The 19,348-nt window shown below is 59.9% G+C and carries 16 protein-coding genes; 11 read left to right on the plus strand and 5 right to left on the minus strand.

Annotation, left to right across the window (positions count from 1 at the left end; translation table 11 throughout):
• The first annotated feature begins 94 nt into the window (after positions 1-94).
• Complete coding sequence (locus AC1ROR_RS17715) at positions 95-3,682, plus strand: TonB-dependent receptor domain-containing protein (protein ID WP_498590217.1); 3,588 nt, start codon at positions 95-97, stop codon at positions 3,680-3,682.
• A 46-nt stretch (positions 3,683-3,728) separates the two neighbouring features.
• Here AC1ROR_RS17715 and AC1ROR_RS17720 read toward each other — a convergent pair whose 3' ends face one another.
• The 3 genes from AC1ROR_RS17720 to AC1ROR_RS17730 all read right to left on the minus strand — a co-directional run bounded on the left by AC1ROR_RS17720 (position 3,729) and on the right by AC1ROR_RS17730 (position 7,160).
• Entirely contained in the window at positions 3,729-4,142 is a 414-nt protein-coding gene (locus AC1ROR_RS17720) for a hypothetical protein (protein ID WP_035225533.1), read from the minus strand.
• 149 nt (positions 4,143-4,291) lie between these two features.
• Positions 4,292-5,185 (minus strand): transglycosylase SLT domain-containing protein, encoded by an 894-nt coding sequence (locus AC1ROR_RS17725; protein ID WP_498590275.1) that lies wholly within the window; start codon positions 5,183-5,185, stop codon positions 4,292-4,294.
• Between the two features lie 193 nt (positions 5,186-5,378).
• Positions 5,379-7,160: a methyl-accepting chemotaxis protein gene (locus tag AC1ROR_RS17730; protein WP_498590218.1), complete on the minus strand. Its 1,782-nt coding sequence runs from the start codon at positions 7,158-7,160 to the stop codon at positions 5,379-5,381.
• Between the two features lie 269 nt (positions 7,161-7,429).
• Between AC1ROR_RS17730 and AC1ROR_RS17735 the strand changes: the two genes are divergently transcribed.
• From AC1ROR_RS17735 to AC1ROR_RS17760, 6 genes are all read left to right on the plus strand, one after another.
• Positions 7,430-8,020 (plus strand): methyltransferase family protein, encoded by a 591-nt coding sequence (locus AC1ROR_RS17735; RefSeq protein ID WP_498590219.1) that lies wholly within the window; start codon positions 7,430-7,432, stop codon positions 8,018-8,020.
• A 194-nt stretch (positions 8,021-8,214) separates the two neighbouring features.
• Positions 8,215-8,688 carry a VOC family protein gene (locus tag AC1ROR_RS17740; RefSeq protein ID WP_142173936.1) on the plus strand — a complete coding sequence of 158 codons (474 nt, stop codon included), beginning with the start codon at positions 8,215-8,217 and terminating at the stop codon, positions 8,686-8,688.
• A 261-nt stretch (positions 8,689-8,949) separates the two neighbouring features.
• Entirely contained in the window at positions 8,950-10,293 is a 1,344-nt protein-coding gene (locus tag AC1ROR_RS17745) for an extracellular solute-binding protein (protein ID WP_080836971.1), read from the plus strand.
• An 87-nt stretch (positions 10,294-10,380) separates the two neighbouring features.
• Positions 10,381-11,271: a carbohydrate ABC transporter permease gene (locus tag AC1ROR_RS17750; RefSeq protein ID WP_035243448.1), complete on the plus strand. Its 891-nt coding sequence runs from the start codon at positions 10,381-10,383 to the stop codon at positions 11,269-11,271.
• Positions 11,272-11,278: 7 nt separating this feature from the next.
• Positions 11,279-12,163: an ABC transporter permease subunit gene (locus AC1ROR_RS17755; protein WP_080836974.1), complete on the plus strand. Its 885-nt coding sequence runs from the start codon at positions 11,279-11,281 to the stop codon at positions 12,161-12,163.
• A gap of 38 nt (positions 12,164-12,201) precedes the next feature.
• Positions 12,202-13,323: a sn-glycerol-3-phosphate import ATP-binding protein UgpC gene (locus tag AC1ROR_RS17760; RefSeq protein ID WP_142173932.1), complete on the plus strand. Its 1,122-nt coding sequence runs from the start codon at positions 12,202-12,204 to the stop codon at positions 13,321-13,323.
• Positions 13,324-13,466: 143 nt separating this feature from the next.
• On the opposite strand, the gene AC1ROR_RS17765 is transcribed toward AC1ROR_RS17760, so the two are convergent.
• On the minus strand, positions 13,467-13,775 hold the full coding sequence (locus AC1ROR_RS17765; protein WP_498590220.1) for a LysR substrate-binding domain-containing protein: 309 nt from the start codon (positions 13,773-13,775) through the stop codon (positions 13,467-13,469).
• Between the two features lie 227 nt (positions 13,776-14,002).
• Here AC1ROR_RS17765 and AC1ROR_RS17770 point away from each other — a divergent pair, with 227 nt between their 5' ends.
• Entirely contained in the window at positions 14,003-15,328 is a 1,326-nt protein-coding gene (locus AC1ROR_RS17770) for an LLM class flavin-dependent oxidoreductase (protein WP_498590221.1), read from the plus strand.
• A gap of 74 nt (positions 15,329-15,402) precedes the next feature.
• On the opposite strand, the gene AC1ROR_RS17775 is transcribed toward AC1ROR_RS17770, so the two are convergent.
• On the minus strand, positions 15,403-16,410 hold the full coding sequence (locus AC1ROR_RS17775; protein WP_498590222.1) for a nitroreductase family protein: 1,008 nt from the start codon (positions 16,408-16,410) through the stop codon (positions 15,403-15,405).
• A gap of 393 nt (positions 16,411-16,803) precedes the next feature.
• Between AC1ROR_RS17775 and AC1ROR_RS17780 the strand changes: the two genes are divergently transcribed.
• From AC1ROR_RS17780 to AC1ROR_RS17790, 3 genes are read left to right on the plus strand one after another with little or no spacing between them, the layout of a single operon-like run.
• Positions 16,804-17,571 (plus strand): aspartate/glutamate racemase family protein, encoded by a 768-nt coding sequence (locus tag AC1ROR_RS17780; RefSeq protein WP_498590223.1) that lies wholly within the window; start codon positions 16,804-16,806, stop codon positions 17,569-17,571.
• Positions 17,572-17,585: 14 nt separating this feature from the next.
• On the plus strand, positions 17,586-18,524 hold the full coding sequence (locus AC1ROR_RS17785; protein WP_142173927.1) for an ABC transporter permease: 939 nt from the start codon (positions 17,586-17,588) through the stop codon (positions 18,522-18,524).
• A complete protein-coding gene (locus AC1ROR_RS17790) occupies positions 18,524-19,327 on the plus strand; it encodes an ABC transporter permease (RefSeq protein ID WP_035225554.1) in 804 nt (267 codons plus the stop codon). The genes AC1ROR_RS17785 and AC1ROR_RS17790 overlap by 1 nt, the downstream gene beginning before the upstream one ends.
• The last annotated feature ends 21 nt before the right edge of the window (positions 19,328-19,348 follow it).

Genomic DNA, 19,348 nt, shown 5'->3' on the forward strand with positions numbered 1-19,348 from the left:
AAAAAACTCCAGAAATCTTTTCGGGTTTCTGCGTCTCGGTCGTCCTTCCTATCAGAGGCCGCAGTGATGCGGCGAAACTGAAGGGGTTACGGGGATGAATTTATTGGCGACGGGACAAAAATCCGGTAGTCGCGCAGGGCGTTTGAGGCTGGCGGCATTCTGCGCATCGCTGGCGTGCTCCGTCTCGTTTTACGCTCACACCCAGGTTCACGCGCAGGAGCTGCGCCAGTTCTCCATTCCCGCGGGATCGCTTGACGTGGCGCTGACGCGATTTGGTGCGGCAAGCGGCATACAGATTTTCTACGATGCGTCTTTGACAAAGGGGCTGAAAACTTCCGGCGCGGCGGGCGCCCTTCAACCGCGCGAGGCGCTCGGCAAGCTTCTGGACGGCACCGGCCTGAATTTTCGCTTCACTGCGCCCGATCGCGTGACGGTCTCCAACGCCTCACAGGCGCCGCAAGCGACCGCAGCGGATGGTACAGTCGCGCTGGAGACAATCACCGTCACCGGCAAAAGCGGGCGATACGGCAGTCCCGACGCGCCCTACGGAACCGACGCCCCCACGGCCTACATTTCGGGCGAGGACATCGACCGCCTTCGCGGTTCCAGCCCGGCCGACATGTTCCGAGGCACGGCGGGCGTCATGTCCGGCGAGGCGCGCAACGGCGCGGGCGCCATCGATGTCAATATTCGCGGCATGCAGGGAATGGGCCGCGTCGCCACGACGATAGACGGCGCCGAGAATTCCGTGACGGTCTATCAGGGCTATCAGGGCGTCTCGAACCGCACCTATGTCGATCCGGATTTCATCGCCGGCGTCGACATTACCAAGGGGGCAGACGCCGCTTCCTTCGGCAATGCCGGCTCGGTCGCGATGAGGACGGTCAGTGCCGATGACATCGTCAAGGACGGCGAGAAATGGGGCCTCAAGGTCAAAGGCGGTTTTGGCACCAATTCTTCAAGCCCGAAGGATGGCGCGCTGGGCGGCTACAGCTATCAGTCCGGCGTGGGCACCGCGACACCATCTGCCGACGGCATGGATCGCCCCGCCTTCCTCAAGCCAACGACCGGCTCGGGCAGTGTGATCGGCGCCTATAAGGGCGAGGACATCGATGTCGTTGCGGGTTACGCGCATCGTCGCCAGGGCAATTATCACGCCGGCAGCCACGGCCCCGTCGCCTCTCCGAAAAACATTGGCAACACCAAATATTGGGGCGGCATTCTTCCCAACACGATGATCAATGAAGGCCTGGTCAACTATCGCGGGGGTGAGGAAGTCCTCAACACCGAGCTGGAAACGCAGTCTCTTCTGGCAAAAGCGACCGCGCGCCTTTCGGACGACCAGACATTCCAGATCGGTTATATGGGATATAGAAGCGAGGCCGGGGACCGGCTTGCCTCGCGGCTGACCTCGAATACCGGACAGGCGCAGCAACAGGAGCAGACGGTCAGCACCAGCCTCGACACGTTCACGGCGAGATACAACTGGAACCCCGAGGATAATGATCTCATCGACGTCAAGTCGAATTTCTACTTCAACCATCTCGAAGTCCGAAATCCCGTGCGCGGAGGGCGAGGACTGACGCCCGAAAAAATCGGCCTGCCATCCGGTTTCCGGGTCGGCACGGACACCAATATGTGGGGCGCGGAAATTACCAACCGCTCGCAATTCAGCTCGGATTACGGTGACCTCGATCTGAACTACGGCATTTCCTACCGGGCCGAGGACACCAATGGCAGCGAGCACGCCGCTGTTCTCGAGGGTTGGCTAACGCCGCGCGATGCCATTCGTCATGAAGGTGCCGCTTTCGCCAAGGCGGCCTATAAGCCCGTTGACTGGCTGACCCTCAATGGCGGCCTGCGATACTCGCATTATTGGCTAAAGGATCGATTTGACCCCTACGAAAAATATCAGGCCCAGGGCAAACCCATCGGCCTGACGGTGGATGACGGGGGTTTCAGCCCGTCTGCCGGCGTGACGGTGGAACCGTTCGACAATACGCAGTTCTACGCCAACTATTCGAATACGCTCAGATCGCCATCCATCATCGAATCCGTCTCCGCCTTCAACAGCGTGATCGCCAATGCCGGCGTCCAGCCGGAGCGATCCAGCAACTGGGAAATCGGCACCAACATCATTCGCGACGGCATTCTGTCTGACGACGACACCGCCATGATCAAGTTCGGTTATTTCAATTGGGACGTGAAGAATTACATCTCGCGCACCGTGGTGACCGAACCGGTGCTGACCCTCAATATCGGCAACATTCCCCGGGCGAAATTTTCAGGTCTCGAACTCTCCGGCCGTTATACCAATGGCGGCTTTTCGGCGGACCTTTCGGCCAATTATTTCCTGAATGTCGAATATTGCCGCACGACACAGACCTGCGACAGCAAGTCCCTCTACGGCGACTATGCGACCAACCATGTTCAACCGGAATATACCGTGGACCTGACGCTCTCGCAGAAATTCCTCGAGGACCGGCTGACGGTCGGCGGCCGCATCTCCTATGTCGGGCCGCGCGCCATCGGTCACGGCGATGTCACGGCGCAGGGCGCCTCCGAATTCATCGCTCTCGTGGACTGGGAACCCTATACGCTGGTCGACCTGTTTACCGAATACAAGATCAACGACAACATGACCGCGAGCCTGCGCGTGGAAAACCTGTTCGATCGTTTCTATGTCGATCCTCTCGGCCTTGTCACGCAGCCGGGCCCGGGCCGGACGATCTATGCCAGCCTCACGGCAACCATTGGCGGTGGTGAAGCCCTGCCGGGCCTCTCCCCCTTCAGCAGCCCGACGGACAGCGCCTTCGTTCGCGACTGGACCGGCTTTAATGTGGGTGCTCATGCGGGCGGCGATTTCCTGAATATTGCAGGAAATACGACCTCGCTGGATGGAACGTTCAGCGATGCAGCCGCGCGGGAATCTGCCGATTTCAACATGCGCGGCGGTGCATTCGGGCTGCATGCGGGTTATGACCGGCAGCTCGAAAACGGCTTCGTCGTCGGCGTCGAGGCCGATTACACCAAAACCTATCTTCGCGGCATCGAGAAGTTCGCCTCCACGGATGCCACACTGGCGAAAAACGGGCATGTGGACGCAACCACCAGCTACGACATCGACTGGACTGCCGGGTTGCGGGCAAAACTCGGATATGCCGTCAATGACAGGCTGCTGGTTTATTCGACCGCCGGTCTGGCGCTTGCCCGGGAAACCCAATGGCGCGACCAGTATGTCTCAGACAGCGCGAGCGCTACCAACCCCATGGGTTCGGAAACAACGGCATTCTTCGTCGAGAAGGCTTCGGGCACGCGAACCGGCTTCACCATCGGGCTTGGCGCGGAATATGCCCTGAATGAAAACTGGTCGATCAGGGCGGATTACAGCTACAGCCATTTCCGCGCCAAATCGTTCAAGTTCAAGAATGCCCGCGCCGGCACCGGCAAGGACTACCAGACCAGCGAGCAGACCGGCACCGAGATGATCGACCCCGGTTTGGCCAATGATCCCAATATGGCCTGGCTTTGCGCCATCTATCCGGAAGTTTGCGCTCCCTATGAATCGCCGGTTTACGAATATGTCGACCACGCCGGCACTTCGGGAATAACAAACGGCCGCAACGCCTCGAATTCGCTGAACATGCATGCCATCAAGGTCGGGCTGAACTATCGCTTCTGAGCCCCCTTGCAACCTCCTGAGCCGCGTTCCGCCCCCGGAGCGCGGTTCAGGAGGCCGGGCGATTTAAAATATTTTCGCAACTGGCCGGATTACCGATGATCTCGCTCGTCCTGATGGTGGAGGCGGCGTCCGCAGTGATCTTGATGATACAGTCACGGCGGTGCTCCTTGATCTTCATGCCCTCGGTTTCCGATATCTGCGCCTGGCCATTGACGGTTTTATATTCGCGCCTGTTGCTGAGGCCGGCATAGGTCTCGACGTCGACCTTCAGCCAATAGGATTCGGTTGCGCCATTTTCGATGATGACCTTGTTCGGACGGCCAAGTCTGGCGATGGCGGCGTCGCGCGGCTGTCCCACAAAGCCTGCGACGGTGCGGGAAATCTCCGTCTGCCCGGTGGTGGAGCAGGCGCTGACGATTGCCAGCGCAGCCGTAAGGCATCCGGTTTCAAGCCATCTCATTTTTAATGCTTCCCCTCGTAAAATGCCTGTGGTCGCACAAGACGCGACTATGGCCCGGGCGCGAATCTAGGGTCGATGGTTTGCCGCTGGAAGGAGGCGCAAACGAAATGCCGATCAACTTGTTATGATCGGCTTAAAATGACAGTCGCCTACCTGTTGCGAAACACGGTGCAGGGAACGCCGGCCTGCCGGATTGCACCGCAAAGCTGATTGGCTTCGCCACGTGTTTCGCGGCCGATGCGGGCGGCATAACGCGGGCGCGAACCGAAATTCCCGCCGCGTTGGCGCACGATCAAGGCTCGTTCAGCGTTAAGCGGCTCTGCCAGCTGGCCTATCGCGCGGGTGAAAAGCCGGTTTGCCACCGCCGGGTTATAATGCGCGGCAAGCTGCACGCCCCAGGGCGCCCAGTCCGCCGAGGAGATCAGGACGGGATCGTTCATGGTGCGGGTATCGGCCAGCTTCAGGCAGGCATCGATGAAGGACCTGTTGTCATCCAGCACCGGGGCCGCCTTTTCCGGCGGATTGTCCTTCCAGCTTTCCACGGGGTATCCGGTAATCGCAAACACATAATCCCGGGTTTCCACCGGCAGGCGGCCGGTGGCGATGAATGTCCGCAATCCCGCCTCGCCCGCATTATAGGCCGCCGCCGCGAGACCAAAATTGCCGAATTGCGTGTTCAGCTCCGACAGATAACGCGAGGATGCCTCAAGCGCGGCGATGATGTTGAAACTGTCCTGAAGGCCGCGCAGCCTTGCCGTTCCCGGCATGAATTGCGCGATGCCCTCGGCGCCCTTAGGGCTTACCGCATCGGCCCGGAACAGGCTTTCCCGCCAGATCAGCCGCGCGAAATAATCCGGCGGAACGGCATGACGCCCGGCCAGTACCTCAATGGCATGGCACAGATCATTATTGTAGCTGCCGACGCGGATGCACAGTTCCGGCGCGACATCATGGCTGTAGGCGCAGGTTGTTTTTTCCTTTGCCGGCTCCACGGCACCAGTCGGGCCGGAGGTGACGGCCAGCATACAGAAGGCAAGAGCCAGGCGGCTTGTCGATATCCCTGCCAAGCGAAGGTCCCCGAAAATTCCGAACGCGATGTAGCGATTATCAGCCAATCGCAACGATATGCCCAGACCTTTGGCTGTTCTTCAATGGAAGTTTCGGTCGGGCCTCATTCCCGTGCCTGTCACGGGAATGAGGAAGCCTGGACCGGAAAGCGCACGCACGCGAAGTGCTCTAGAAGTCCTGCCACTCTTCACGATCGACAGCGACGGCGGCGGAACCGCGTGACGCAAGCGGGCGGGATGCGGGACGGCGGGCACTGGCCGGCGCGGTTTCCTGCGGGCTTCGCCGTAAAGACGATGTCGATCGCGGCGCGTCATCGAAGCGGAACTGCCCGAGAAGTTCGAACAGGGCCGCCGCTTCCCGCGCGAGGCTGTGGCTCGCCGCGGTCTGCTCCTCCACCATCGCGGCATTCTGCTGCGTTCCCTGATCGACGGTGTTGACCGCCTGGTTGATTTCGGCAAGTGCGGTGGACTGTTCGCGTGCGGCATCGACAATCGCCACGACATTGGTGTTGATATCGCGCACCTGCGCCGCGATTTCCTGCAGGGCGGACCCCGCTCTGGTGACGAGGCCGACGCCGTTTTCCACCTGCGCGCCGGATGCATTGATGAGGCTCTTGATTTCCTTGGCAGCTGTCGCCGAGCGTTGCGCGAGCTCACGGACCTCCTGCGCCACCACCGCAAACCCCTTGCCCGCCTCACCGGCGCGTGCGGCTTCCACACCCGCATTCAGCGCCAGAAGATTGGTCTGGAAGGCAATTTCATCGATCACGCCGATGATATTGGATATTTCCCGTGATGATTTCTCGATCTGGTCCATCGCGCCGATCGCATCGCGCACCACCTGACCCGAATGCTCGGCATGGTCGCGGGCGCGGGCGACAATCTTTCCGGCCTCTTCCGCCCGCCGGCTGGAATCGTTGACGGCAGTGGTGATCTCTTCAAGGGCGGCGGCCGTTTCCTCGATCGAGGCTGCCTGCTGTTCCGTGCGTCTGGCAAGATCATCGGCCGCCGAGCGTATTTCATTCGAGCCGGAAGAAATGGCGCCGGCATTCTCCGACACCAGCGTCATGGCCTTTTTCAGCTTTTCCGAGGCGGCGTTGAAATCCGTCCGCAATCGTTCGAGCGAAGGGATGAAAGGTTTGTCGATGCTTTGTGAAAGATCGCCCTCGGCCAGTTCTGTCAGGGACTGCGCGAGCTTTTCGACATTTTCCACCCGGCCGGTCACGTCGGTCGCGAATTTGACGACCTTGAACACCCTGCCGTTCAAATCGAAGATCGGATTATAGGAGGCCTGAATGAAAACCCTGCGGCCACCCTTGCCAAGCCGCATGAATTCATCCGCCACGAGATCGCCGCCGGCAAGCCTTTTCCAGAATTGCGCATAGTCGGCGGATTTCGTGTAGGCCAGCTCGCAGAACATTGAATGATGCCTGCCCTGGACTTCGGCCAGCGAATAGCCGAGCGCTGCCAGAAAATTCTCATTGGCCGTCAGCACCTCGCCATCCGGCGAGAATTCGATGATGGCCTGCGCCCGCGACAGGGCGTCGATCTTGCCGGCATCTTCCGCCGCCATCAGCTCGCGCGCGGTAATATCGGTGGCGATCTTGACCACTTTCACCGGCTTGCCGCGACGAAACACCGGATTATAGGAGGCCTCGATCCAGATTTCCCTGCCTCCCTTGCCGATGCGCTTATATTGCCGCTGGTCGAACTCGCCCGCCGCAAGCTTTGCCCAGAAGGCCTTGTAGTCCTGCGAAGATACGACGGCGGGCTCGACAAACATGCTGTGATGCCTGCCGACGATTTCCGCGAGATCATAACCGAGCGCACGGCAGAAATTCTCGTTGGCAGTGAGAATCTTTCCCGACAGGTCGAACTCTATAATAGCTTGAGATTTGGAAAGTGCGGCCAGAACCGCAAAAGCATTTGCACCACGATCAAGAAAACTCACGTGCGATCCTCCGATGGCATCTAAATGGTTTCCACTGGAAATTATCTACCAATAATGTTGTTTCATAATTAAATAATACTTAATAATAATTTGGTGCTCGCCAAGCAAACCTGCCACCTCATCGAAAGAGGCCCGACGAAAAACTTCACGGCCCGCGGATGAAGTCAAATTGATACATATTTGCATTTATATTCCCGGCCCTGAGCGAGTCGAAAAACGCTGCCCCTGACATCGGGACGGCGAGGCTCGCCATCGTCTTTGGGGGAAATATGATCGATATTATTGCGACGCTCGCCGTCTGGGCATATGTGGCCGGATTTCTGTTTCTGACAGCGCGGCTGGCGAAACAAACAGGGGAACCGGTCTGGCTTTTTGCAAAGGGCCGCGAGCGCCAGACCCTTCCCGCCATGCTTTTCCGTCTCGCTTTTCTTCTCGGTGCCATTCTGCCGCTTGTCAGCCTGTGGCTGGGGCCGCAGCAATCCGGCTTTCTTCTGAACCGTTGCGAGCCTGGCCTTGCAATCCGTATCGCCGGCGTGGTGATGGTGCTGGCGGGCGGCGTGATCGCACTTTACGCGCAGCACTACATGGGCAGGTCATGGCGCATCGGCGCGGCCGAAGGCCACCTCGGCGCCATCGTGGATACCGGCCCGTTCGGCCTTTCCAGAAACCCGGTCTTCGTCGGGCAGATCGTGCTGTTTGCAGGGCTGGTGCTGGTTTTCACGACGGTTCTGCAATTTGCAGTCGCCATTGCTCTCATCATCGCCGTGATGCTGCAGGTGAGGATCGAGGAACGGGTGCTGAGCAAGGAACTCGGCCCCGCCTATGATGCCTATCGGCGCAGGGTCCGGCGCTGGCTGTGACGAGGACTGCGGGCCAGCGTCGCCGTCATGACCCAGCCTGCATCCCCGAAAAATTGCGCGGTTGGCCGACCTTTCCGGAACGTTCGCCCGGCAGCTGCATTCTATGCCCGATGGGGAGCCGGCAAGGTCCGGCCGATTTTCCTGCCGCTCTGCGGCAGGGCGAAAATCCGATTCCAATCTGGGAGGAACATGCAATGAAGAAGAACATGATCTGTATCTGGTACGACAGGGATGCCGAGGCCGCCGCCAGATTTTACGCCAGCACATTCCCTGACAGCGTTGTCAGCAACGTCTACCGGGCACCGAGCGACTATCCCTCCGGCAAGGAAGGTGATGTGTTAATGGTGCAGTTCACCGTTGCCGGCGTCGCCTGCATTGGGCTCAACGGCGGACCGGCCTTCAAACAGAGCGAGGCCTTCTCGTTTCAGATATCGACTGAAGATCAGGAAGAAACCGACCGCTACTGGAACGCCATCGTCGGCAATGGCGGCGAGGAAAGCGCCTGTGGCTGGTGCAAGGACAAATGGGGCATCTCCTGGCAGATCACCCCGCGCGTACTGATGGAGGCCATGGCCGCCGGCGGCGCAGAGGCCAAACGCGCCTTTGCGGCCATGATGGACATGAAGAAAATCGATGTCGCCGCCATCGAGGCCGCACGCCGCGGTTGACACAACAACCCTACTCAGCATCAGGTAGAAAAATAATATAAAAACCGTAACGACATGAAAAATAAAAATAAAAACACAAACACGGCTTTTATTGCAGCTGTTTTACCGCGCAGGTTCCCCTGCGCGGCCAGTCATCACAAAACGTTCAACAAAGTGTAAGCCATCCGTCAAAGACGGCTGCTAGCAGAGCCCGTGGCTTCGTGCTGTGGACATGATGTCCTTGCCGATCATGCCATCAAATCCATCAACGGGGCTCAACACATGAAATCTTCCGCTCTGACTTCTTTCGTGGCCGGCGTCGCCATAGCGGCCGCCTTCGGCGCCACCGCCGCTCACGCAGAAAAGACCAAGTTCGAATTCTGGTACGGCCTCTCCGGCGATCTCGGCGACCGCGTTCAGGACACCTGCAAGAAGTTCAACGATTCGCAGGCTGAATTCGAAATCGTCTGCACCTCGCAGAATGATTACGACGCCACGCTGCAGAACACCATTGCCGCCTACCGCGCCAAGAAGCAGCCCGCGATCACCCAGATCTACGATGCCGGCACCCTCGATCTGATGCTCTCCGGCGCTTTTGTTCCGGCCAAGAAGCTGATGGCCGACAATGGTTACAAGATTGACTGGAACAATTATTTTCCCGGCATCGCCAATTATTACGCGACGGCTTCGGGCGAGCTGAACTCCTTCCCGTATAATTCTTCCACGGCGATGTTCTATTACAATATCGACGCCTTCGAAAAAGCCGGCATCACCTTCAAGCCCGACACGTGGGAAGAGGTTGAAGAGGCCGCCAAGAAGCTGAAGACTGCCGGTTTCGAATGCCCGCTGGCCTTCAACTTCGACACCTGGATGCTGATGGAGCAGTTCTCCGCCATTCACAACCAGCCGATCGCCACCAAGGGCAACGGCTATCAGGGCCTTGACGCCGAACTGACGATCAACAAGACGAAGTTCGTCGATCACGTCAAGTTCTTCAAGAAGATGCAGGACGAGAAGCTCTTTGTCGTCAAGACGAAGCAGCTCGGCATGGACATCCTGCCCGCTTTCACCTCGCAGACCTGCCAGATGTTCATGACCTCCATCGCCAATCACGGCACCGTCGGCAAGACCATGCCGGAAGGCGTGAAATGGGACGTCGCCATGCTGCCGGTCTGGAAAGGCACCGAGCGCCACAACTCGCTCGTCGGCGGCGCTTCGCTCTGGGTCATGGCCGGTCGCCCCGACGCAGAATATAAGGGCGCTGCCGCATTCCTGAACTTCATCGCCCAACCGGAGATGGTTCAGTGGTGGTCCACGGTCACCGGCTACATCCCGGTCACCAAGACCGGTTTCGACGCCATGAAGGCCAACGGCTTCTACGACAAGGCACCTTACAAGGGCCGTGAAAAGGCAATCGAAAGCCTGACGTTTACGCCGCCTTCCGACTATACCCGCGGCATCCGCCTTGGCGGTTTCACGCAGATCCGCAAGGAAGTCGCCACCTCGCTCGAAGCCATCTTCATGCAAAACGCCGACGTCCAGGCTGAACTGGACAAGGCCGTCGAGCGCTCCAATGCCGCTCTGCGCCGCTTCGAAAAGACCTATGCCGGCGCCAAGCTGAACTAAGTTTCCCGCCCGACTTCGAAGGGCTTGCCCGTGACGCCTCGCTTCACGGGCAAGTCCGCCCATTTCTCCAGTAATGCCGGTTTTTTCATGGAAAAGCGCGCCGTCTTCAAAAGCACGTGGTTGCCCGTGCTGTTCGCCCTGCCGCAACTTCTGCTGATCTTTCTGTTCTTCTATTGGCCAGTGGCAGCGGTCATCAACTGGGCGTTCACGCTCGAACCGCCTTTCGGCGGCGCTGCGGAGTTCGTCGGTCTCGCCAATTTCGAGGAAACCTTTCTCGATCCGCTCTACTGGCATTCGGTGCTCGTCAGCATGGTCTTTGCCATTGCCGGGCCTGTCTTCACCATCCTGATCGGCCTCGTCCTGGCGCTGTGTGTCGATCGCGCGCTGCCCGGATCCGGCTTTTTCAGGGTGCTGTACATCCTCCCCTACGCCATCGCCGGCCCCGCCGCGGGCATGGCCTTCCGCTTCATCCTGTCGCCGGAACGTGGTCTTGCCGCCTCCCTCAACGCCTGGTGGCCGGACATCTGGAACCCGGCCAAATACGGTGAACATGCGCTGATCCTCGTCATCGTCATCTTCATCTGGAAATGGGCGGGTTACACCTTCATCTTCGTGCTCGCCGGCCTGCAATCGGTGCCGCGCTCGCTGACGGAAGCGGCCGCCATGGACGGCTCCGGCCCCATTCGCCGCGCCATCGACATTCAGGTGCCACTGCTTGCCCCCACTTTGTTCTTCCTCACCGTGATCATGATGACCGAGGGCTTCGTCGGAGCCGATACGTTCGGCATCGTCGCCACCACCACCGAGGGCGGCCCCAACCGCGCCACCGAGGTAATGGTCTACCGCATCGTCAGCGAAGCCTTCGAGGGTCTGAACTATTCCGGCGCTTCGGCGCAGAGCATCGTCCTCATCGGCCTCATCATGGTTTTCACCTTCATCCAGTTCCGCTTTGTCGAGCGGCAGGTCCATTACAAGTGAGGCGGCCATGATACAGCGCACCCCCTTTGCCGACGCCCTGACCTATATACTGATGGTCGCCGGCTTCTTTTTGCTCATCGGCCCCTTCATCGTCGTGATTTCCGGCGCCAGCCAGTCGGTGCAGCAGGTCAACAGCGTACCGTTCAACTTCATGCCCCAGGGCGAGTTTTTCACCAACGCCACAACGGCATGGGAACGCGCCAATCTCGGCAATGCCCTGTTGAACAGCATCATCATGGCCACGCTGGTCACGATCGGCAAGGTGGCCCTCTCGGCCTGCACCGCCTTTGCCATCGTGTTTTTCCGTTCGCCGCTCAAACACCTGTTTTTCTGGACGGTCTTTATCACTTTGATGCTGCCGCTCGAAGTGCGCGTGGTGCCGACCTATTCCGTGGCCGCCGATCTTTTCCAGCCGTTCCGCTCCATTCTTGGACTTTTCGGCATCGAAGTGACGGTCGAGTGGAACCTTCTGAACTCCTATTCCGGCCTCACCTTGCCGCTGGTCGCCACGGCCACCGGCACCTTCCTGTACCGGCAGTTCTTCATGACGATCCCCGACGAGCTGGCGGAAGCCGCCCGCATGGACGGCTCGGGCCCGGTGCGCTTCTTCGTGGAAATGCTGCTGCCGCTTTCGCGCACCAATATGGCGGCGCTCACCACCATCATGTTCGTTTATGCCTGGAACCAGTATCTGTGGCCGCTGCTTATGGTCACCGACCCCTCCTACAAAACGGTGATGATGTCGCTGCGCGCACTTCTGCCCGCCGAAGACGGCATACCGGACTGGAACGTCACCCTGGCCGGCTCCCTCATCATCATCATGCCGCCGCTTCTCGTCGTGGCCTTCCTGCAACGCTGGTTCGTCCGCGGCCTCGTATCGTCCGACAAGTGACGTCGTCGCGTGGCTTTCAACAACAAGGTTCTCCTATCATGGCTCAGATCGATATTCGCCAGGTCCGCAAATCCTACGGCAAGACCCCGACCCTGCACGGCGTGGATCTCTCTTTCCAATCCGGCGAATTCGTCGTCATCCTCGGCCCCTCGGGCTGCGGCAAATCCACGCTGCTACGTATGATCGCCGGGCTGGAGGAAATCACGTCGGGCGAGATCGCCATTGGCGGGCGCGTCGTCAACACGCTGGAGCCGCGCGAGCGCGGCTGCGCCATGGTGTTCCAGAATTATGCGCTTTATCCGCACATGACGGTGGCGGGCAATATCGGCTATGCGCTGAAGGTCGCGGGCGTGCCCAAGGCCGAACGCCTGCGCCGCATCGAGGAAACAGCAAAGATCGTCGGCCTTTCCGACTATCTGGAGCGCAAGCCCGCCGCCCTTTCCGGCGGCCAGCGCCAGCGTGTGGCCATGGCCCGCGCCATCATCCGCGAACCGCAGGTGTTCCTGTTCGACGAGCCGCTGTCCAACCTCGACGCCAAGCTGCGCGTGACCATGCGTGCGGAAATCCGCAAATTGCACCAGCGTCTGTCCGCGACCTCCGTCTTCGTCACCCATGACCAGGTGGAAGCCATGACGCTGGCCGACCGGCTGGTGGTGATGAACAGGGGCAATGTCGAGCAGGTCGGCCATCCGCTCGATATCTACCATCGCCCGGCCAGCACCTTCGTGGCCTCTTTCATCGGCTCGCCCGCCATGAACCTGTTCAGCACGAGAGTAGAGGTGGAATCCCCTGCCGTGATGCTGGCAGGCACGCCGGTGAAACTCTTCCCCGAAACCGCGCTGGAACTGCGCGGCCGTGATGTGACGGTCGGCATCCGCCCGGAACAATGCGTGGTCAGCACGGATGGCGCCGGCGTGCCGGCAGTGGTGGATTTCGTCGAAGAACTGGGCTCGGGCCGCATCGTGCATGCCGATATCGCCGGCGAGACCTTCTCCGCCGCCATTGGTGAGGACCTTTCGGTAAAACCCGGCCAGCGCATTTACCTGGACCTGCCCGCCGCCCACCTTCATTTCTTCGATCCGGCCACCGGCAAGCGGATCGAAACCGAGGGCGCCGTCGAAACCACCCGCATCGGCAACGAAAAACTGCTGGCGGTCTAGAACATTTCCCGTGAACGAGGGTTCGCGGGGGATGCCCTTTGTCTTAGCGCGTTCTCCAGACGTGAAAGCGATTGGCTTTTACTCAAAAAGGCTCCAGCGGCCGCGAAGGCGCGTCCGCTGCGGGCTTGACTGGCCGGCCGCTGTCACGGAACCACATCAAAACGGGATGTGGAAAGAGAGCGGATGACGTGCGCGCCCTTCCCCGGCAGGCCGAGGAAGGTGATCGATTCGACGATTGCGACACCGAGACCCATGCGCGCCCGCGCAAGCGAAACATAGGTCACATTGCTGTCGATCACGGAAAGCTCGACGCCGAGGCTGGAAAGCACATCGTTGATACCCCTGCGCAGGCGGAAGGAGTTTGCGAAAGCGATAAGCCGGTTTCCGGCAAGGTCTTCGGCGGAGATGATCGCCTTCCCGGCGAGCGGATGATTTTCCGCCACCACGGCCACGCACGGCGCTTCCCAACGGGATGGGAACAGGGCCGGCGCAGGTGACGGGATCATCGCCAAATGCAGAATTTCAGCAAAAATCTTTCGGTTCTGAAATCATAATCGGAATAGTCTTTGCCGCGCCAATCCCCCGGCGGGGATATCGTCGCGACGAACAAGGGCTGCCTGCGGCTGAAGCCTCCCGCAACGCGCCGCGCAAGCCAGAACATCGACGAAAGTGAAGCCCAATGGCAAATGATCGCAAACTGCATCTCGGCGCCTTCATGCGGCCCGTCAGTCTCCACACGGGTGCATGGCGTTATCCGGGCGCCTTCCCGGATGCGAATTTCAATTTCGCCCATCTGGCGCGCTTCGCGCAACAGCTCGAGGCAGCGAAGTTCGATGCATTCTTCATGGCCGATCATCTGGCGGTGCTGAACATGCCCACCGAGGCGCTGCGCCGCAGCCACACCGTCACCTCCTTCGAGCCCTTCACGCTGCTTTCGGCGCTCGCCGCCGTCACCTCCCGCATCGGGCTGGTCGCCACCGCCTCCACCACATTCGATGAGCCCTATCATGTCGCCCGGCGTTTCGCCTCGCTCGATCACCTCAGCAATGGCCGCGCCGGCTGGAACATCGTCACCACGTCAAATCCAGACGCCGCCCGGAATTTCGGCCGCGAGGAGCAGCCGGATCATGCCGAGCGCTATGGCCGCGCGCGGGAATTTTACGATGTCGTCACCGGTCTCTGGGACTCTTTTTCGGATGAAGCCTTTATCCGGGATGTCGATAGCGGGCTGTTCTTCGATCCCGAAAAGATGCATGTGCTGGACCACAAGGGACCGGAATTTTCCGTGCGCGGACCGCTCAACATCGCGCGCCCGGTGCAGGGTTGGCCCGTCATCGTGCAGGCCGGAGCTTCCGAGCCGGGCCGCCAGCTTGCCGCCGAGACGGCAGAGGTGGTTTTTGCCGCAACCCCCACGCTTGCGGCAGGAAAAGCATTCTACAAGGATGTCAAAGACAGGACCGTTGCGGCAGGCCGCTCCCGCGACAGCATTGTCATCCTGCCGGGCGCTTTCGTTCTCGTCGGCGACAGCGTGGAGGAGGCGAAGGCCAAACGCGCCAGGCTTGACAGTCTCGTCCATTATGACAGCGCAATCGCCTCGCTTTCCATTGCGCTCGGCCACGATGTTTCCGGCTTCGATCCCGATGGCCCCCTGCCTGATATTCCGGAAACGAACGCCAGCAAATCCAGCCGTGAAAGGGTGATCGAGCTTGCCCGCAGCGAAGGCCTGACGGTGCGCCAGCTTGCCCAGCGGTTGGGCGGTTATGCGGGTCTTGCCTTCGTGGGCACGCCACAGACCATCGCCGACGAGATGGAGCAATGGCTTCATGAGGAGGGTTCGGATGGTTTCAACGTCACCTTCCCTTTCCTGCCGGCCGGCCTAAACGACTTCACGACGCAGGTGGTGCCGGAACTGCAAAGGCGCGGGCTGTTTCGCAAGGACTATGAGGGGCCGACATTACGCGACCATCTTGGCCTGCAACGACCAGCCAATCGTTTTTTCAGCTGAATAAAGCGCCGTTGGCCTCGGCGATGCCCAGGTGACCACACGGAAATGGCAGGACAGGATCGTGTAAGCCGGGTTCAGTTCAGCGGCGGCTCGTGCAGCAGAACCTGCGCAAGCGGCCTGCGGCGCGAAACGGGAACGGAAAAGCTTTCGACCATATGGCCGAAACCAATCAGCGTGATGATGACATGCGAATCGTCCAGTCCCAGAAGCCCGCGAATGGCGCGATCCTCCTCCATGGTCGCACTCCAGTTCAGCATGCAGGCGCCGAGACCTTCCGCATGCAGCCCGAGCGCCAGCGTCATGGCAAACATTCCGCCATCCACCCAGCCCTGATTTCGCTCCCCTATCGTGTTCCAGTTTCTAAGATCGACCGTCACGACAAAGACTCCGCCAAGCTGGTCTCCGAAACCGCGGTTGCCCTGATGGTGCGAGAGGACGCGCCGGATAGAATCTCTGTCCGTAAACGCAAGAACTTTCGTGGTCTGGCGATTGCAGCTCGAAGGCGATTGCATGGCGGCCGTGACAGCCCGCTCGATCCGCTCCACTTCAACCGGCCTGGCACGGTCATACTGACGAACACTGTGACGGGCAGCCATGAAGCCGATGAAATCGCATGAGGCCGCGGCACGGATGGCCCTTGCCGAAACCGCCTCGCTTCCGGCGACACAGGAAGAGGATGCGGCATCGGATGCAAGCAGGTCATCCAGAAGTTTTTGCGCCTCCCGGACATCCGCCCCATTGGCCGCATTATAGGCCACATAAGCGGCAAGCACGCCAAGCCCGTTATCGGTCGCCGCGTCAGGACCATAGCTTTCGATATAGTGGGAGACTTCCGCCGCCAGCAAACGCACCTTGTCGATCCCGAAACCTGCACGAGGATCGCTGAGCGACAGGCCATATTCCAGCATATGGGACAACAGCCTGATATGCGCCTCCAGATTTTGACGCTCGCGCGGACCGTCAATGAAACTGGAGGCCCGGTATCGACGAAAATCATAGGCGAAATTCCGCACAAGCGTGACGAAGCTTTGCAAACGCGACAAAGCTCCGCCGCTGCCCGGCGCGCTTCTGGCGACTGGCATTGCGACCTCCGTGAAGTAGTCTCTCTTTGATGGAAACACCATCGCCATGGCCGGCCCCGCTGTCAAACCAGCCACGAAGCGCCAAAATCGCCTTATTTTGCGACCTTACTCGTCCAATATTTAATCAAATATCGGAAATGCATCCGTTTTATGCATCAACCCCTATCCGAAAGGATAGGAAATTTGCTTCAAAGCCAGCCATACTACCCACCCGAAAGAGCGAAGACCCTATTCGCCAAAGCTCTTTCGTCAGACGGCAAGCCGATGCACCGTAAGGTATCGGAACAAGCGGCGCAGGAAGCCGGCGCCCAGAAGTGCCGGATGCGCAACGTTCAAGGCTTGGATTTGTCCCGCATACGCCTGTTGTAGCGGTGCTTGAAGGAGGTATCGAGAATGCGTAACGTCAATGTTCGTGTCGTGTCCCCCATCGTAACGCGCGGCTTTCGCAAGCTGGCGGATCTCAAGGCGCTGGAATATCCCGGTGTCAGCCTTTCCCATGCCGAGATAGCCACGGGGCCGGGCTCGATCGAAAGTGAGTTCGAGGCGGCGATGTCCGTTCCCGGCACCCTGCTTGAGGTCGCGCGCGCCGAACGCGAAGGCATCGACGCCGTCATCATCGACTGCATGGGCGATCCGGGCCTGCGGCCGGCCCGGGAAATTTCCGGCATGCTTGTTGTCGGACCATGCCAAACCGGCATGCATGTTGCATCCATGCTGGGACATAAATTCTCGGTCATTACCGTCATGCGTCGCCTGATCCCATCTTTTGAAAATACCGCCGCTCTATGCGGCCTTTCCAGCAAGCTGGCCTCGGTGCGCAGCGTCGACATTCCCGTCCTCGATCTCGAGGCGGATCTTGTCGCCACCGCCCGGCGGCTGGTGGAAGAAGGCAGGAAGGCTGTCGAGGAGGACGGCGCGGAAGCGCTGATCTTCGGCTGCACCGGCCTGATGGGATGCGCCGCCGGTCTGCGCGACGGGCTGCTTGCCGGAGGCATCGACGTTCCGGTCATCGATCCCATTCCGACAGCGGTGTCGATTGCCGCCGGTCTCGTGCGCGCCGGTCTTTCGCAAAGCAAGACGACCTATCCGGCCCCGCCGGAAAAGGAACTGATCGGTTACGACGCCTTGCACAGGGCCATGCTGCCGCAAGCGGCAGAATGAGGAGATCGGGCAACATGGCGGTATCCGCAATGACGACATCGGACAAACAGGTGAACGGCCTGCCTCTCTCTCAGGCTTCGTCGCTGCGAAGACGCTTCGGCGAGGGGCTCGGCTTCTGGCTGCTTCTGCTGCCGGCCCTGATTTTCTTCATCGCCTTTTTCGTCGTGCCCACCGCTTCGCTTTTTGCCCTTGCCTTCAACAAATCGGTGGCAGGCGTCATAACCCTCTCAAGCGCGATCACCTTCGACAATTTCGTGCGCATCTTCACCCGCGCCATTTATTACGAGGCCATTTTGCGTTCCGTGGGCATTGCCGCCATGGTGGCGCTGGTCTGTCTGGTGCTTGGATATCCGCTTGCCTATGTCATCGCCAAGACGGTCAGTCCCGGCCGCAACACCCTGCTGATGATCCTGGTGCTGTCATCGATGCAGCTCGACATGGTCATCCGGCTTTATGGGCTGATGGTGCTTCTGGGCGATAACGGCCTCATCAACAGCACACTCATCCGCATCGGCATCATTTCAGAGCCGTTGCCGCTGATGTATAACACCTTCGGTGTCGTGGTCGGGCTGGTGCAGATCACGCTGCCTTTCATGATCCTGTCATTGATCGGCATCATCAAATCCATCCATCCTGCGCTGGAAGAAGCGGCCAGATCGCTTGGCGCTTCCCGTGCGAAGGCCTTCTTCTCCATCGTGCTGCCGCTTTCCATGCCGGGAATTCTGGCGGGTACGCTGCTGGTCTTCGCACTTGCCATTTCATCCTATGTCGTGCCGGCGCTGATGGGCGGCTGGAAGGTCATGGTCATGCCGATCCACATCTACCAGCAGGTGGCGGAAACCGGGCGCTGGCAGTTCGGTGCGGCCATCGCCATCGTCCTCTTCGTCACCAGCCTGATGGCGATCGCCGTCTATCACCGCGCTGCCATGCGCACCACGGGAGGGCGCAGCTGATGCGTGAGGAATCATCCATTCCGCTTGTTTTCAGACTTCTGTCAGTGCTGACGCTGACGGTTTTGCTGGTCCCCGTCATCATCGTCATCCTGTCCGGCCTGAATGCCGGCGACTACCTGACCTTTCCGCCACAGGGTTTTTCCCTGCGCTGGGTCTATGCCTTCCTGACCTCGCCGACCTTTCTCTCGGCCTATGGCGTTTCCTTCCTCGTCGCCGGCATCTCGACAGCGATTGCGACGGTGCTCGGCACCATGGCGGCACTTTTCCTGACACGGTCGTCGAGCCGTCTTGTCGCACCGCTGCGCGCCTTCTTCATGATGCCCATCGTCCTGCCGGGGGTGGTGCTAGGCCTTGCGCTCTACGTGTTCTACGTCACCACCGGCATCGGGCTCGCGCGGAGCATGACCGGGCTTATCATCGGCCACGTCATCGTCACCTGCCCCTTCGTCATCGCCACGGTCACCGCCGCCCTCGTCGGCTTCGACCGCAGCCTGGAAGAGGCAGCGCGGTCGCTCGGGGCCTCTCCCTTCACCGCCTTTCGGCTCGTGACGCTGAAGATTATTTCACCGGCCATTTCGGCAGGCACCATCTTCGCTTTCATCATTTCTTTTGGCCAGTTCGAGGTGACGCTCTTCCTCTCGACGCCAAACCTGCAAACCTTGCCGATGGCCATGTATGTGGCGCTGCGTTACGCCTTCGAACCCACCGCGGCGGCGGCAGGCATATTCGCCATCCTCCTCGTCGTCGTGTCGATGGTGGCAACGTCCAGGCTCATCAATCTGAAGCGCGTTTTCGGCGGCTAGAGCACCGCCGGACATTTAATG

The organism is Agrobacterium sp. GW821-FHT14E08, assembly GCF_058803865.1.